This window comes from Rhodococcus coprophilus NBRC 100603, from assembly GCF_001895045.1.
In the GTDB taxonomy this organism is placed as follows: Bacteria; Actinomycetota; Actinomycetes; order Mycobacteriales; family Mycobacteriaceae; genus Rhodococcus; species Rhodococcus coprophilus.
The window spans coordinates 131,130-146,072 of the sequence record NZ_BDAM01000005.1; the positions used below are offsets into that span (position 1 = coordinate 131,130).

Annotated in this window: 16 protein-coding genes and 1 pseudogene; 10 read left to right on the plus strand and 7 right to left on the minus strand. The window is 66.3% G+C overall.

Annotation, left to right across the window (positions count from 1 at the left end; all coding sequences use genetic code 11):
* Window positions 1-25 precede the first annotated feature (25 nt).
* Together RDCOP1_RS09360 and RDCOP1_RS09365 are read left to right on the plus strand one after the other, a co-directional pair.
* On the plus strand, window positions 26-637 hold the full coding sequence (locus RDCOP1_RS09360; protein WP_072699852.1) for a ClpP family protease: 612 nt from the start codon (window positions 26-28) through the stop codon (window positions 635-637).
* On the plus strand, window positions 634-1,230 hold the full coding sequence (locus RDCOP1_RS09365) for a ClpP family protease (RefSeq protein ID WP_072699853.1): 597 nt from the start codon (window positions 634-636) through the stop codon (window positions 1,228-1,230). The genes RDCOP1_RS09360 and RDCOP1_RS09365 overlap by 4 nt, the downstream gene beginning before the upstream one ends.
* Window position 1,231: 1 nt before the next feature.
* On the opposite strand, the gene RDCOP1_RS09370 is transcribed toward RDCOP1_RS09365, so the two are convergent.
* Window positions 1,232-1,606, minus strand: a complete 375-nt coding sequence (locus tag RDCOP1_RS09370) for a helix-turn-helix domain-containing protein (RefSeq protein ID WP_072699854.1) — start codon at window positions 1,604-1,606, stop codon at window positions 1,232-1,234.
* Window positions 1,607-1,811: 205 nt separating this feature from the next.
* On the opposite strand from RDCOP1_RS09370, the gene RDCOP1_RS09375 reads away from it, so the two are divergent.
* From RDCOP1_RS09375 to RDCOP1_RS09400, 6 genes are all read left to right on the plus strand, one after another.
* Window positions 1,812-3,209: a uracil-xanthine permease family protein gene (locus tag RDCOP1_RS09375; protein ID WP_072699855.1), complete on the plus strand. Its 1,398-nt coding sequence runs from the start codon at window positions 1,812-1,814 to the stop codon at window positions 3,207-3,209.
* Entirely contained in the window at window positions 3,184-4,245 is a 1,062-nt protein-coding gene (locus RDCOP1_RS09380; protein ID WP_371836815.1) for an isopenicillin N synthase family dioxygenase, read from the plus strand. Before RDCOP1_RS09375 ends, RDCOP1_RS09380 begins: the two co-directional genes overlap by 26 nt.
* Entirely contained in the window at window positions 4,242-5,003 is a 762-nt protein-coding gene (locus RDCOP1_RS09385) for an alpha/beta fold hydrolase (protein WP_072699857.1), read from the plus strand. The genes RDCOP1_RS09380 and RDCOP1_RS09385 overlap by 4 nt, the downstream gene beginning before the upstream one ends.
* Window positions 5,004-5,076: 73 nt before the next feature.
* Window positions 5,077-6,012: an ABC transporter ATP-binding protein gene (locus RDCOP1_RS09390; protein ID WP_072699858.1), complete on the plus strand. Its 936-nt coding sequence runs from the start codon at window positions 5,077-5,079 to the stop codon at window positions 6,010-6,012.
* Window positions 6,013-6,042: 30 nt separating this feature from the next.
* A complete protein-coding gene (locus RDCOP1_RS09395; protein WP_072699859.1) occupies window positions 6,043-6,843 on the plus strand; it encodes an ABC transporter permease in 801 nt (266 codons plus the stop codon).
* Window positions 6,840-7,412, plus strand: coding sequence for a TetR/AcrR family transcriptional regulator (locus RDCOP1_RS09400; RefSeq protein ID WP_072699860.1), 573 nt, complete (start codon window positions 6,840-6,842; stop codon window positions 7,410-7,412). The genes RDCOP1_RS09395 and RDCOP1_RS09400 overlap by 4 nt, the downstream gene beginning before the upstream one ends.
* Here the strand turns inward: RDCOP1_RS09400 and add are convergent.
* The 6 genes and pseudogenes from add to RDCOP1_RS22050 all read right to left on the minus strand — a co-directional run.
* Complete coding sequence (add, locus tag RDCOP1_RS09405) at window positions 7,409-8,425, minus strand: adenosine deaminase (protein WP_072699861.1); 1,017 nt, start codon at window positions 8,423-8,425, stop codon at window positions 7,409-7,411. The genes RDCOP1_RS09400 and add overlap by 4 nt on opposite strands.
* A gap of 4 nt (window positions 8,426-8,429) precedes the next feature.
* Window positions 8,430-9,449 (minus strand): BMP family protein, encoded by a 1,020-nt coding sequence (locus RDCOP1_RS09410; RefSeq protein ID WP_231922982.1) that lies wholly within the window; start codon window positions 9,447-9,449, stop codon window positions 8,430-8,432.
* A 61-nt stretch (window positions 9,450-9,510) separates the two neighbouring features.
* The gene (locus tag RDCOP1_RS09415; RefSeq protein WP_072699862.1) at window positions 9,511-10,473 is read right to left on the minus strand and encodes an ABC transporter permease; all 963 of its coding nucleotides are present in this window, start codon (window positions 10,471-10,473) and stop codon (window positions 9,511-9,513) included.
* Entirely contained in the window at window positions 10,470-11,549 is a 1,080-nt protein-coding gene (locus RDCOP1_RS09420; RefSeq protein ID WP_072699863.1) for an ABC transporter permease, read from the minus strand. Before RDCOP1_RS09420 ends, RDCOP1_RS09415 begins: the two co-directional genes overlap by 4 nt.
* Entirely contained in the window at window positions 11,546-12,349 is an 804-nt protein-coding gene (locus RDCOP1_RS22045; protein WP_443096382.1) for an ATP-binding cassette domain-containing protein, read from the minus strand. The genes RDCOP1_RS09420 and RDCOP1_RS22045 overlap by 4 nt, the downstream gene beginning before the upstream one ends.
* Window positions 12,350-12,562: 213 nt before the next feature.
* Window positions 12,563-12,973 (minus strand): annotated as a pseudogene (locus RDCOP1_RS22050) (ATP-binding cassette domain-containing protein); the annotation flags it as partial.
* Between the two features lie 279 nt (window positions 12,974-13,252).
* On the opposite strand from RDCOP1_RS22050, the gene RDCOP1_RS09430 reads away from it, so the two are divergent.
* Together RDCOP1_RS09430 and RDCOP1_RS09435 are read left to right on the plus strand one after the other, a co-directional pair.
* Entirely contained in the window at window positions 13,253-13,852 is a 600-nt protein-coding gene (locus RDCOP1_RS09430) for a helix-turn-helix domain-containing protein (RefSeq protein ID WP_072699865.1), read from the plus strand.
* Window positions 13,853-13,921: 69 nt separating this feature from the next.
* A complete protein-coding gene (locus tag RDCOP1_RS09435; RefSeq protein WP_072699866.1) occupies window positions 13,922-14,878 on the plus strand; it encodes an isopenicillin N synthase family dioxygenase in 957 nt (318 codons plus the stop codon).
* Window positions 14,879-14,943: the final 65 nt, after the last annotated feature.

Here is a 14,943-nt window from a genome sequence, read left to right on the forward strand (position 1 = left end):
TGCTCCTCCCGGTGAGGCTGGAGCCATGACCACATATTCGGCATCCCAGATGGCCTATCGCGATCAACTGGCCGACAGGCTCTTTCGGCAACGAATCCTGCAGATCACCGGCGAGGTGAACGACGAGACCGCCGAGCGTGTCTGTTCGGAACTGGTGCTTCTCGCGTCCGCCGACGACCGCCGTGACATCGTTCTGCACATCAACTCACCCGGAGGGTCCGTGCTCGCCGGACTCGCGATCTACGACACGATGGTGCTGGTGCCCAACGACGTGGTCACCGTCGCTGTGGGATTCGCCGCGAGCATGGGACAGATTCTGCTGGCGTCGGGAGCCAAGGGCAAGCGGATCGCGTTGGCACACAGCCGCATCATGATGCACCAGCCGTCGGCAGGATTTGCGGGCACTGCCGTCGATATCGCTATCCAGGCAGAGAACCTCGAGTACATGAAGCGCCAGTCGCAAGAGATTCTCGCCGAGGCCACCGGCCGGTCGATGGAAGAGATCGCGCGCGACAGCGACCGCGACCGATGGTTCACCCCGGACGAGGCGCGCGACTACGGGATCATCGACGAGGTCGCCGGGTCGTTCTCCGAACTCGCACCGTTCGGTGCGGGCCGACCGATCGGATTGTCATGAGCACCTACACGATTCCCAACGTCATCGAACGTACCCCCGCGGGGGAACGGTCGTTCGACGTCTTCAGCCGGCTCCTCGACGAGCGAATCATCTTCCTGGGAACCGAGATCGACGACGGTGTCGCGAACGTCGTGATGGCGCAGATGCTGCACCTCGAAGCCGAGACGCCCGACCTCGAAATCGGCCTGTACATCAATTCGCCGGGCGGATCGTCGACCGCAATGCTCGCGATCTACGACACCATGCAGTTCGTTCGGGCGGGTGTTGCCACGTACTGCATGGGCCAGGCTGCGTCGGCGTCTGCTGTGCTTCTGGCGGCCGGAGCGCCGGGACGACGGCACGTGCTGGCCCACTCGCGAGTGTTGCTGCACCAGCCGTCGGCGCAAGGCCAGGGCACCATCTCCGACCTCGCGCTGCAAGCCGCGGAGGTGATGCGCGTGCGGGCGCAAACCGAGGAAATCCTCTCCGCTCACACGGGCCGTGACGTGGAACAGCTACGTCGAGACACCGACCGCGACCGCATCTTCTCGCCCCAGGACGCCGTCGCGTACGGGCTGGCCGACCACGTCCTTCTCAACCGGAACGGTTATTGACTCACGCCGCACACAGTTCGACGCCGCCGCTCCGGGACACCCGGAGCGTGCGGTGCGCGGTAATCCGGCGGATCCCTCTGCTGAGCAGTTGCTCCATCGGCAGGTCCAGTGCGTCGCACACCGACCGCATCATCTCCGACGACGCTTCCTTGCGTCCCCGCTCCACCTCCGACAGGTATTGCTTCGACATCCCGACGGCGCGGGCGACATCGTCGAGGCTGCGGTCCTGGTCGCGGCGCTCGTCGCGCAGGATTTCGCCGTAGATCTGCCGGAGCAGTCGCGGCTGCGGCTCCGCGGCGCGCGGCTCCGGTTGCCGGTAGACACGCGCGGCGCGAGCGGCGGCCAGATCGACGACGGAATCCTGCTTCGGGTCCATGGCGTCATTGTGCCGCCCCGAACCGTGGTGCGCGCCGGTTCAGCTGACGACGAACACGCGCGTGACGTCGCGGCGGGGAAGCCGTTTCCGACGGTGAGATTGTGCTTACCTGCGCGAAACATGGGGACTCGAGCCCGAAAACTTCGCACCCCACGATGTATCCGGCAGCGTATACAGCCCCGCGTACGAACTTGGGAGCGAACACATGGTCTCACCGCACCCCGTCGACACGAGACTGCCGGTCTTCCGGCAATTCGCGTTCGGACTCCAGCACGTCCTCATCATGTACACCGGATGTATCACCGTCCCACTCGTGTTCGGCGCTGCGGTCGGCCTCGACCAAGACACCATCGCGATGCTCATCAGCGCCGACCTGCTCATCGCAGGCCTGATCACCATCGTGCAGAGCTTGGGTGTCGGGAAACTCGCCGGTGTGCGGCTGCCGATCGTGTGCGGCGCCACCTTCGCGGGACTGACCCCGATGATCCTGATCGCGAAGGAGTACGGACTCCAAGCGGTCTACGGTTCCATGCTCGTCGGTGGCATCATCGGCCTCGCGCTGGCGTGGCCGTTCGCCACGATCATCCGGTTCTTCCCCCCTCTCGTCACCGGTGCGGTGCTCACCGTCGTCGGTATCTCGCTGATCGGTGTCGCCGGCGGTCTGATCGTCGGCAGCGACCCCTCCTCGCCGACCTACGGCTCACCCGCCGGCATCCTGCTCGCTGTCCTCGTCATCGCCGTTGCCATCGGATTCCTCTGCCTCGGCCGGGGCATCTGGGCGCAACTCGGTGTGCTGATCGCACTCGTCGTCGGTACTGTTGCCGCTGCCCCGCTGGGCATGATCGACCTCAGCGGTGTCGCCGGTTCGTCCTGGGTGGGTCTGCCGTCTCCGTTCCACTTCGGGGCTCCGGAGTTCCCGATCACCGCCGTCGTCGCCATGAGCATCGTCATGGCGGTCGTCTTCGCCGAGTCCACCGCGAGCATGCTCGCGGTCAGCGAGATCACCGGAAAACGGGTGTCGAAGGGTGACATCGCCCGCGGTCTCGCCGGCGATGGTGCATCGGCCGTGCTGGGTGGCATCTTCAACGCGTTCGTCGACACTGTCTTCACCCAGAATGTCGGGGCCGTCGCCACCACCCGGGTGTACAGCCGTTACGTCACCGCGACATCGGGTGCGATCCTGGTGGTGCTCGGCGCTCTGCCGAAGGTGAGTTCCGTGGTCGCCGGACTGCCGAAGCCCGTGGTCGGCGGTGTGGGCATGATCCTGTTCGCGACGGTCGCGCTGGTCGGCATCAACACGTTGCGGTCGGTGGACCTGTCGGACCGGATCAACTCCACCATCGCGGCCGTCGCAGTCGGTGTGGGTCTGCTGCCCGAACTTTCCGAAGGACTGTTCGCCAGGTTCCCGTCGTCGGCGCAGATCCTCCTCGGCAGCGGAATCACGTTGGCCGCCATCACCGCATTCTCGCTGAACCTGCTCTTCAACCACACTCGGCTCGGGAAAGTGGCGCGCGCCTCGTCCCGGCCCGGCGCGGCGGCCCCCGATACCTCGGCCGAGCTTCCTTCCCCCGTAGGAGTTGTACGTGAGCCCGCAACCGTCTGAGTCGTTCGAAGTCCCCACCGTCGACATCACCCCCTACGTGCAAGGTGGCGGCGCCGACGACCGTGCCAAGGTGGCTCGTGCGATCGACGACGCGTGCTCACGGGTCGGCTTCATCCAGATCCTCGGCCACGGAATCCCGGATACGGTGATCGACGGACTCACCGCGGCCGTCGACGACTTCTTCGGTCTGCCGATGGAGGTCAAGCGCGAATATCGCGTCGTGGGAGCGAATCGCGGTTACAGCCCGCCGAAGAGCGAGTCGCTCAGCCTGAGCCTCGGTGTCGAGTCGGCGACCCGCATGAACGACTTCTTCGAGGCATACAACGTCGGAACCGAAGCGCGTTCGTTCCCGGATCTGGACCTGTCCGAAGACGACTACGGGCTCAACCTCTGGCCCGACGTGCCGGGATTCGAGGATCGCGTGCAGGCGTACTACGCCGAGGCCGGCCGCGTCGCCCGCACGCTCACGCGCATCTTCGCCGACGCGCTCGGGCAACCGTCGGAGTTCTTCGCCGGCCTCACCGACCATTCGATCGACGTGTTGCGGATGAACAACTACGCCCTTCCCGAAGGCACCGTGGACCTCGACGGTGATCTCACCGGCATGGGTGAGCACACCGACTTCGGAATCCTCACCGTGCTGTGGGCGGATCGGGTGGAAGGTCTGCAGGTGCTCGGCCGGGACGGGATCTGGCACGACGTGTCCCCGCTGCCGGGAGCGCTGCTCGTCAATCTCGGCGATCTCACCGCCCGCATCACCGACGACCACTGGATGTCCACGCTGCATCGGGTCAAGCCGCCCGTCGTCGACGGACGCATCCGACGTCGTCGGTCGGTGGCGTACTTCCACGACGGCAACGTCGACGCGGTCGTGTCCACCCTGCCGGAATACGCGGGGCCGAATCCGTACGAGCCGGTCCTCGTACGCGATCACATCAAGGCGAAGCTCGCCGGCTCCCGGCACGGCAAGAAGAACACCGCGGCTGAACGGGAAGCCGCGCGGGTGCTCGCCGCGGCGGGAGAGACCCGGTCGTGAGCCATGTCGTCCTCGTCCACGGGGCATGGGCGGGCAGCTGGGTCTGGGACACGGTGACGGGACCACTGCTCGCGGCAGGGCATACACCGCACGCGCTGTCGCTGCCCGGCGTGGGCCGATGGAGTGACGGCGACGTCACGCTCGACGACGTTGCCGGGCACGTCGCCGAGTATGTCGACGGACTCGAGGGCACCGTGGTCGTCGTCGGGCACTCCGGCGGCGGCATCGTGGCGACGCAGGTCGCGGAGATGATGCCCGACCGCGTCGGCGGAGTCGCGTACGTGGCGGGAATGATGCTGCCTTCCGGCGTCGATTTCGGGCAATTGTGTGACGGTCTGGGACTCGAACCGCCGGTGGGGATCTCGAAGTGGTTGCAGGCCACTGCCGACGGTCGCGGAACCGTGGTGCCACCCGAAGCCGCTGCGGCGGTCTTCTTCCACGAGGCCGATGCCGTCGACGCGATCGAGGCGGCGCGCAGACTGCGTCCGCAACTCGAGACTGCGCGGCTCATGGCGCCCACCTGGACGGCGGATCGATTCGGATCGCTGCCGAGGCTGTACATCGAGGCGATACGTGACCGTTCGGTCCCGCTCGTCGCGCAGAGGGAGATGCAGCGGCTCGTTCCGGGAGCGACGGTCGTGAGCCTGGACGCCGACCATGCTCCTCAGTTGTCGGCAAGCGCCGAACTTGCGGAGGCGCTCGTCGAGTGGTGCTCGACAGTGCGGCGTGCCCCAGCCGTGGGCGTGGGGTTGCGGTAGGGCGGCGATACCGGCGCCGGGTGCCGGCGAGCCGCAGGTTTGCTCCCTACCTTCCGGAAGGTAGGCTGGCGTCGTGCCCACTTCATCCGCGATCGAAATTCACGCCCTGACCAAGTCCTACGGTGACCGAGTCGTCCTCGACGACGTATCGGTCGATGTCGCCCGCGGAAGTCGCACGATCGTCCTCGGTCCCAACGGCGCAGGAAAATCCACCCTGCTGGAGATCATCGCGACCATCCGCACCCCGACCTCGGGAACTGTTCGCATCGAGGGCCACGATTCCCGCGAACACCTGCGGGATGCACGACGTTCGATCGGACTCACGCCCCAGTCGAACGCGCTCGATCCGCTTGCCACCCCGACGGAGATCTTCGAGTTCCAGGCCTCCGCGCTCGGAATGGGCCGGCGAGCGGCGCGCGTGCGCGCCCGCGAACTCGTCGAACTGTTCGGGCTCGGAGATCACTGCCGCAAACGGATCGCGCAGTTGTCGGGCGGCACCCGGCGCAAGGTCGATCTGGCGGTCGCACTGGTAGGCGAACCGCCCGTCATCGTCCTCGACGAACCGACGACAGGACTGGACCCCCTCGCCCGTCTGGATTTCTGGAACGAGTTGACGCGACTGAACGATACCGACCCGGACCGGACTCTGCTGGTTTCCACCCAGGACCTGCACGAAGCGGAAGTCCTGGCGACGGACATCGTGGTTCTACGAGACGGCCGGGTCGTCGCGCACGATGCGCCCGACACGCTCAAAGGGCGGGTCGGTGAGCGCACGCTCACCCTCGCAATGGCGGATCCGGCTTCCGCACAACACCTGATCACGAAGTCCCGTACGGCCTTTCAGGCGGAAGCGCGAGCAGAAGACCTCGTTCGGCTCGCCCTACCGCAGGACTCGAACGTGCTCGAGACCGCCCTGGAGGACATCGGTGCCATGGCAGGAGCGGTGCGTGAAATCAGGCTGTCGGAACCCTCTCTCGACGACGTGTTCGTTGCACTCGCATCTCGCTGACACGTCGGCTTCTCCGCTCGAAGGACACGAATGATCTCCACTGCAGCACTTCCCGTTCGCACACCCGCCGCCATCCCGATCACGGTTGTCGCGGCAGCAACGATTCGCTCGCTCCGCACGCTTCTGCGTTCCCCGGCGCTGCTCATCAGCCCGCTTGCCCAATCACTGTTCTTTCTGCTCGTGTACACCGGTCAGCTGAGGACCGTCGGAGAGAGCTATCTGCCCGGGGGAAGCTTCATCGCATTTCTCCTGCCACTGATCCTCGTCACCGGAGTCGCGACCGGTGCAGGAGCGGCAGGGACCCTAATCCATCAGGACGTATCGAGCGGATATCTCGACCGGCTCCGCATGGCTCACGGGACGTCCGCGCCGTTTATCGCCGGGACACTCGTCGCCACCCTCGTCGTCGTCGCATTCCAGCAGGTCGTGACCGTCGCAGGCGCCATGCTGGTCGGTTACCGCCCGGGGACGCTGTCCGGAATGGTCGCCATGCTCGGTCTCATGATCGTTCTCGGCCTCGCGGTAGCGCTGTTCGCCGTGGCGCTCGCCGTGCGCGGTGCCTCGGCGTCGAGCATCAACCTGGTCACCCTCGTCGTGTTCGGCCTGTCGTTCTTCACGGGGTTCTTCGCTCCGGTCGAACAGCTTTCCTGGTGGATGCGTGCACTCGCCACGATCAACCCGATCACCTATCTCGTCGAGACCGCGCGCGATCTCGAAAGCGGGGTCACGCTCGAGGTGGCGCCCATCGCCGCCGTCGTGCTCGTTACGCTTCTCGTGGCAGGTGCACTTGCCTGTGTCCTGTCGTCGAACCATGCTCGGAGGACCCGATGATCGCCGGAACCGATACACGAACGCAGATCATGAAGGCGTTCGCCGACCAACTTGCCGCCACCGGTTACGCCGGTATCTCCCTCGTGGGTGTGGCGGGCGATGTCGGAATCCGCAAACCGTCGATCTACCACCACTTTCCCGGTGGGAAGGAAGATCTCTACCGGGCAGTGGCCCAGGACTTCATCGAAGGTCTCCACCTGCGCATCCTGGAGGCGATCGGAATCGACGGACCGCTCGACGATCGTCTGACCGCGCTCGCGGTCGCCTCTTCCGAGTACCACCGGTCCACGATCACATTCGAGCAACGCATCTACGATGCCCTCGACCAGGTGGGTGACGCGACGCGCGACGAGATTTCCGGGCTCTACGTACGCAGAGTCCTCGAACCGGTGGTCGCTCTGTTCGCCGAGGCCGTCGACAGGAACGAACTCACCGGAAAACCCGAGTTCCTGATGAACGCCTTCCTTCATCTCGCGCGTGCGGTGGATTCGGGAGAATCTGCCGAAGCACGACGGATCACGGAGTTGTTCCTGAACGGCGCACGGCCACGCACCGACGCCGGTCGCTAGAAGGCGCCGCCCCAGGCCGCAGCGAGTCGTGCGCGGAGCGCAGCCTTGTCGTCGTCCGGTAGCCAGCAGGCGTCGACGGAGCCGATCGCGATGTCGCGCAACTGTTCCGGCGTCACCAGACCTTCTTCGACGACCGTGACGTACTCGTCGCTGATATCGCGTCCGAGCATCGCCGGGTCGTCGCTGTTGACGGTGACGTGCAGCCCGGCCTCGAGCATGCGCGGCAGGGAATGGTCGCGAACCGACGGATAGACCTGGGAAATCAGGACGTCCGAGCTGGGGCACAGGGTGAACACGATGCCGCGGTCCGCCGCTTCGGCGGCCAGCGAGGGATCCTCGACGACGAGCGGTCCGTGGTCGATGCGTTCGCAGCCGAGCACGCGGATCGCGTCGGCGACACTCTGTACGCCGAACTCTCCGGCGTGGTACGTCCGGCGGAGGCCGCGCCGTGCGGCCTCCGCGAACACAGGAGCCAGTGCGGCGTCGTCGACGCCGGCTTCGATGCCGTCACCCCCGATCCCGACGAGGAAACCGTCGGGATCGGGCAGTGACGTCAGGAGATCGAGTTCCAGCAGAGCGAGATGGGGACCGAGAAACTTGGTGCAGTCCATGATCATTCGGACACCGATGCCGGTCTCCGCAATTCCGTCTCGCAGCCCCGCGGTGATCCCGTCCCACAGGTGCGCGGCGGGCACACCCCGGGAGAGATGGACATGCGGGGTGAAGAACATCTCCGTGTAGACGATTCCCGTTGCGGCTGCGTCGAGCACCGATTCGTACGCGACCCGGTGGAAGTCCGCAGGGGAGACGATCGTGCTGCACACCGTGTCGTACACGTCGAGGAAGTGCCGCAGGTCGCGGTACGTGTAGAGCGTGCGCACGTCGTCCACGGGCAGTGGCGTGTCGTTGGCCGCGGCGAGTGCATGCACCGTGCCGGGGCGGACGGTGCCCTCGAGGTGGCGGTGCAGTTCGATCTTGGGCAGCGCCCGCACTGCCTCGAGGGTCACCGTCATCGGGTTACGCTCCGCCCTTGTATTCGACCTCGAACTCACCGGACTTGATCTTCTCGCGGTATTCCTCGAAGAGAGCCATCGTCTCGGGGGAGACCTTGTCGGCGAACGCGGGGTTCACCGCGACATCGACACCGCCCTCCGCGAAGTCCACGTCGTAGTACTTGGCGGGGTCGACGTTGCCCGCCTCGACGTCGGCCACCATGGCGCGGAGCACCTCGTCGAGGTTCCACACGATCGAGGACACGACGTTCTCGGGGGCGAGCGGCGTCTGGTCCATCGCGTAACCGGCGACTCCCACACCCCGCTGCTTGGCGCCCTCGATCGTGGCCGCGTCGACGCCGCATGTGGTGAACTGATCGGCACCCTGGTCGACGAGCGCGTTCACGGCCTCGAGGGTCTGGGCCGCAGCATCGGACCACCCGCCGATGTAGGACGGCCGGAGCTGGATCTCGCCCGGTCCCTTGTAGCTCAGCCGCGCGCCGTCGGCGAACGATTCGATCTGCGCCTTGCACACCGGGATCTCGAAACCGGCGGTGCCGGCGAGAATTCCGGACTCGGTCAGATCGCCGGCGAGGATGCCGGACAGGAAGGACGCCTCGTAGAAGGGCTGGCTGTAGTCGGCGAGGTTGGCGGTGATGTCACCGAACCCCCCGGCGTAGGCGAACATCACGTCCGGATAGTCCGCAATGACGCCTTTGATCGGCTCGCCGTAGTTGAACGAGTGTCCGACGATGAGGTTGTGGCCGTCCTCGGCGAGGTCGGTCACGATCTGCGCGATCTGTTCGGAGGTGGCACCCGAATCCTGCTGCACCACGGTGAGATCGATGAGTCCCTCGGCTTCGAGCTTCTCGGCACCTTCCACCATGCCCTGGTTCCACCCGAGGTCGTTGACCGGGCCGGAGGTGATGATGGCGGCCTTGACGACGCCGTCGGACGACGACGCTTCGGATTCCGAACTCGAACATCCGGAGACGGCGACTCCGGCCGCGGCGATCACCGCAACAGCGGTACCCAGTTTCTTCACGTGTTTCTCCTAAGGGAAGGAAGGCTCGTCGGTACGAGCCCTTGACTCGGGGGAGGGGGAGTTATCTGGCTGGGACGAAGGGAACGCCGAGCGACTTGGGGGCGTTGTTGCGGGCGAAACCCACGGTGGTCACGACGACGGCGACGAGAGTGACCGCGTAAGGCATCGCCTGGAACAGTTCGTACGGCACCGAGGTGGCCTGACCGCCCGACGCCGCCTGCACCCGCAACTGGAATGCGTCGACGAGGCCGAACATGAAACCGCCGGCGATGGCGCCGAGGGGGTTCCACCTCGCCAGGATCACCACACCGAGGGCGATCCAGCCCCGGCCACCGGTGATGCCGTCCTGGAAGAAGCCGAGGCCGTCGATCACGAGGGCGCCGGCCATACCCGCTGTCGCGCCGGAGATCAGCAGGGTGATCCAGCGGGTGCGGGGAACCGACACGCCGACCGAATCGGCAGCATCGGGGCTTTCCCCCGCCGCGCGCACGGAGAGTCCGAACGCGGTGCGCGAGAGCACCCACCACAGTGCCACCACCAGCAGCAGTGCGGCGTAGACCAGGGGCGACTGTGAGAAGACGATCTGGCCGATCGCCGGAATGTCCGAGAGCACGGGCAAGTCGACGGGTGTGCTGCCCTGGATGCGCGGGGGTGTGCCCGTGATCCCGAAGACCTGGAGGTAGAGGAACGACGCGAGCCCGGTCCCGAGGATGACCACCGAGATACCCGTGATGATCTGGTCGACTGCCATGGTGATCGTCAGATATCCGACGACCGCAGCGGTCAGGAGGCCGGCGAGGGCGCCGGTGACAGCTCCGAACAGGGGGTTTCCGGTGTAGTAGACGGTGACGAACGCCGTGATGGCGCCGACCATCATCTGGCCTTCGATACCCAGGTTCATGAGGCCGGAACGTTCGGCCAGGCAGGCTCCCGCAGCCGCGAGGATGATGGGCACCGCGAGGCGCAGCGCCGCTGTGAGCAGGGGGACGAGCGCTCCGGCGCCCAGGACGTCGGACCAGTTCATCGGGCACGCTCCACGATTCGATTGGCGAGCAACACCGTCAGGATCATCACGGCCTGCACGACGGTGCCGATCGAGGCCGGGATCTCCTGGGTGCGCTGAACGGCCTGGCTACCGAGCGTCAGACCCGAGACGAGGGCCGCCGCAAGGACGATGCCGAACGGATTCCGCCGTCCGAGCAGGGCTACCACGATCGCGGTGAAACCGATGCCCGAGGAGACGGCGAGCGACAGGCGGAACTCGCTGCCGAGCAACATGATCGCTCCGGCGATGCCACCGAGCGCGCCGCTGACGAGTGCCGAGGTGACGATGGTGCGGGCGACCGAGATACCGTTTGCCGCAGCCACACTGGGGCTCTCACCGACGATCTGGGACGAGAACCCGAACCGGGTGGAGCGCATCAGCCACCAGACCAGCGGGACCGCTGCGACAGCCACGAACACGCCGATGTGGATGCGTGTGCCCGGAATGGTAGCCAGGGCCGCCCAGTCGGGGATGCGTTCGGATTCGGGAGTGAAGCCGTTGGGGTTGGCGAGAGGTTTGCGGACGGCCCAGGCCAGGGCGTAGAAGACGAGGTAGTTGAGCATGAGCGAGGAGATGATCTCGTTCACGCCCAGTCGCGATTTCAGGACGCCGGCGATACCGCCGATGCAGGCGCCGGCAGCGGCGGCGGTGACGGCCACGACGGGAATCGCCACCCAGGAGGTACCGAGCGGAATGCTCAGGACCACGGCCGCAGCGGTGATGGCTCCCACGTCGTAATGACCCTGTGCGCCGATCGTGATGAAGCCTGTGCGGTAGGCGATCGCGTAGCCCAGGCCCATGAGCACCAGCGGTGTCATGCCGGTGAGCAGACGTCCGAGCTGGGTGTCGCCGCCGAGTGCGGCGTTCAGCATCGTCGCGTAGGCCTGTCCGGGGTTGCCACCGGCGAGGACGATCAGTACCGCGCCGACAGCGAGACCCACGACCACGGCGAGGAACGGGATCCCGACGGTGGTCAGGAGGCCGCGCAGGCGCGAGCTCGTCGCCGGGTCCGGTGTCGGTGCCGCCGTCGGCGGACTCAGCACGTCAGTGCTCATGCCGCCACTTCCTGGAATCCGCCCATCGCGGAACCGAGAGCCTCCCGGTCGAACGGGCCCTTGTCGAATTCCGCGACGATGCGGCCGCGATACAGGACGACGACGCGGTCTGCGAGACTGCAGATCTCGTCGAGGTCCGAGGAGATCAGCAGGATCGCGGCACCCCGTGCCCGGTGTTCGACGAGGGTGTCCCACACGAACTCGGTGGCCCCGACGTCGAGACCTCGGGTGGGCTGGGCGACGACCAGTACGTCCGGAGCACCGTCGAGAACCCGGCCGAGCACCACACGCTGGGCGTGACCGCCGGACAGCGTGCCCGCGAGCGTACGTGGGCTCGAGGCCTTCACCGAGAGCGCCGCGATGATGCGTTCGGCTCGGTCTCGGATGGCGTTGCGGGACAATCGTCCCCCGCGGCGGGCGAGGGGAGGGGTGGTGTAGCTGTCGACTGCGAGATTCGTGTCGATGCCGAGTGATTTCACCAGGCCGCGGGTATAGCGGTCGGACGGAACGATGCCGACCCCGGCGTCGCGGAGCGAGCGCGGACTGGAGATGTCGACCTCCTTGTCGGCGATGCGCACCGCACCGGACGGATCGGCGGCAAGACCGGAGAGCACGTCCTCGAGCGCGGACTGTCCGTTGCCCTCGACGCCGGCCACCGCGACCAGTTGGCCGGCCCCCACCCGCAGGGTCACCTCGTCCAGCTTTCCGGGTACCGAGACCCCGACGAGTTCGAGCATGCGTCCTCCGGACGGTTCGGAAGCGGCCCGCCGGATGCCGAGTCCGACGTCGCGGCCCACCATGTCGCGGGCGAGTTCGGCGGTGGTGACCTCGGCGACCGGCTTCTCGGCCACGAGCCTTCCTCCGCGGAGGACGCCGACCCGGTCGGCCGCTTCGAGTACTTCTTCGAGGTGATGCGTGATGAGCACGATTCCGACACCCCGCTCGACCGCCAGATCCCGAATCTGCGCGAGCAGTGAATGCACCTCCGCTGGAGCGAGATTCGCGGTCGGTTCGTCGAGGAGCAGATAGCGGGCTCCGAGGTGGAGGGCACGAAGGATCTCGACGCGCTGTTGCTCGCCCACCGACAGCGTGTCGACGCGTGCCGCGGGGTTGCAGGCCAGGCCGGTTTCGGCTGCCAGCGTGGAGATTTCGTCGCACGTGCGGCGCAGCCGTCCCCGGCCGACGACTCCCCGCGAGCGCCCGAGCAGGAAGTTCTCGGCGACCGTCATCGACGGTACGAGCATGAAATGCTGGTGCACCATCGCGATGCGGTCGCGGCCCCCGGCGTCGAGCGACCGATCGTCGACGGTGACGGTGCCCGCATCCGGAGGTAGCAGTCCGGTGAGAATCCGCATCAGCGTGGACTTTCCGGCACCGTTCTCGCCGAGGAGTGCGTATACCTCGCCGGGCCGAATGTGGAGCGAGACGTCTCGGAGGACGATGTTGTCTCCGAACGACCGCGCGATGCCCTGCATCACGACGCCGTCGTCGGCGCCGGGGAGTTCGGTCGCCGGTGCGATGGTGATGCGGGATGTAGAAGCTGGTGTCACCATTCGGTGTGACCTTCCGAGTAATTCGCTATTTGTTAAGGCGAGACGATCCAGGGTCCGGGTTGAGAGACCATGTCCGATCCGTGACGTTTGTGTTTCAGGGTTCGGAAAACGGTTTCGTTTGTACGAAACATGCGACGTGGAGGGGGAGATGTGACACCGGAAGAACACGATCGGGTTGCCCGGGTCGGACGAGCTGTTCGTGTCGCTCGCAGACAGGCAGGACTCAGTGCTCGTACGCTGGCGGCGCGCGCCGGGATCAGCCAGGCGTTCCTGAGCCAGGTCGAGCGCGGTCTCAACGTGCCGTCGCTTGCGTCCCTGTACAAGATCGCCGACGCGCTGGATTGCTCACCGTCGTATTTCCTCGACGCGCCGTCGGACGGGGAGGTGCTGGTGGTGCGGGCGGATCGGCGAAGTGCCCGGTCGGTGACCAGTGCTCCCAGTACACCGAACGTGTGGGTGGCGCAGGGAAACGGAGCGATAGCCGAGGTGTACCAGTACGTCATACGGCCCGGCGACGACGTCGAAGGCTGGTTTCGCCGCGCGGACGACCTCGTCCTCGTAGTGGTGAGCGGCTGTCTCGAGGTGCAGGTGCGTGGCCGTGCTCCGGTCCTTCTCGACGTGGGCGACTGCCTGTTCGCTGTTGCCGGCACCGAGATGCGTTGGGAACACCGGGGAGTGGAAGACGTGCGGGTGGTGCTGTGTGTGGCGATGCCGGGAGCGCGCCCCGTAACACGGTCCTCACCGGCGTGAGACGAAACGGCAGCATCGCGGGAATTAACTGATAGCGATCATCTCGCAACCTGCCTTCAGGAGAACCACATGGACACCCTCCCCGTCATCGACCTGCGGCCGTTGCGCGACGGGAGCGATCCCCGCGGTGTCGCCGACGCGCTCGACGCCGCCTGCACCGACCTCGGCTTCTTCGTCGTCACCGGCCACGGACTCGACCCCGAACTTCGTACCGAGACCATGGAACAGGCGCGCCGATTCTTCGCGCTGCCGTTCGAGGAGAAGATGGCGATTTCGATCGCGAAGTCGTCGTGCCACAGCGGATATGTGCCGTCCAAGGCCGAAACCCTCGACGACGCGCTCGGCGCCGACGCCAAGGAAGCGCTCGACATCACCTACGACCGGGGCACCGATCATCCGGAGGTCATCGCCGGGACGCCACTGCACGGGCCGGCACAGTGGCCGTCCGCACTCATGCCGGCATTCAAGAGTGTGGCCGACGAGTACGCCCACGCCTGCCTCGAGATCAACACACATCTGATGCGCGGTATCGCACTGGCGCTCGGTTTGGCGCCCGGGGCATTCGAGCCGATGTTCACCGATCCGATCGCCTCGCTGCGGATGCTGCACTACGCACCGGCCGGCCCGGGAGAAGTCGCGCCGGGTGCAGGTGCGCACACCGACTACGGCTCCCTGACGCTGCTCGCACAGGACGACGTCGGAGGGCTCCAGGTCGCGGCGCGCGGCGGAGGTTGGATCGATGTCGTCACCCCACCGGATGCGCTCATCGTCAACCTCGGCGACATGATCGCCCGCTGGACCAACCACCGTTACGTGTCCACACGGCACCGTGTGCTGAATCCGGTGGGGCAGCACCGCTATTCGCTTCCGTACTTCGTCGCTCCGGATTTTCATGCGGTTATCGAGGCGATCCCGACGTGCGTGGAACCCGGGACGGAACCGATCTATCCGCCCGTCACCGCCGGTGAATACATGTTGTCGCGGTTCGATGCGACGCACGATTACCTCAAGACGAAAGCGTCGTGAGGTTTCCCGGTGCTGCCCGATCGTGTGTGGGCGGCCCACGGGGCAGGTTCGAAGTGCTCCGAACG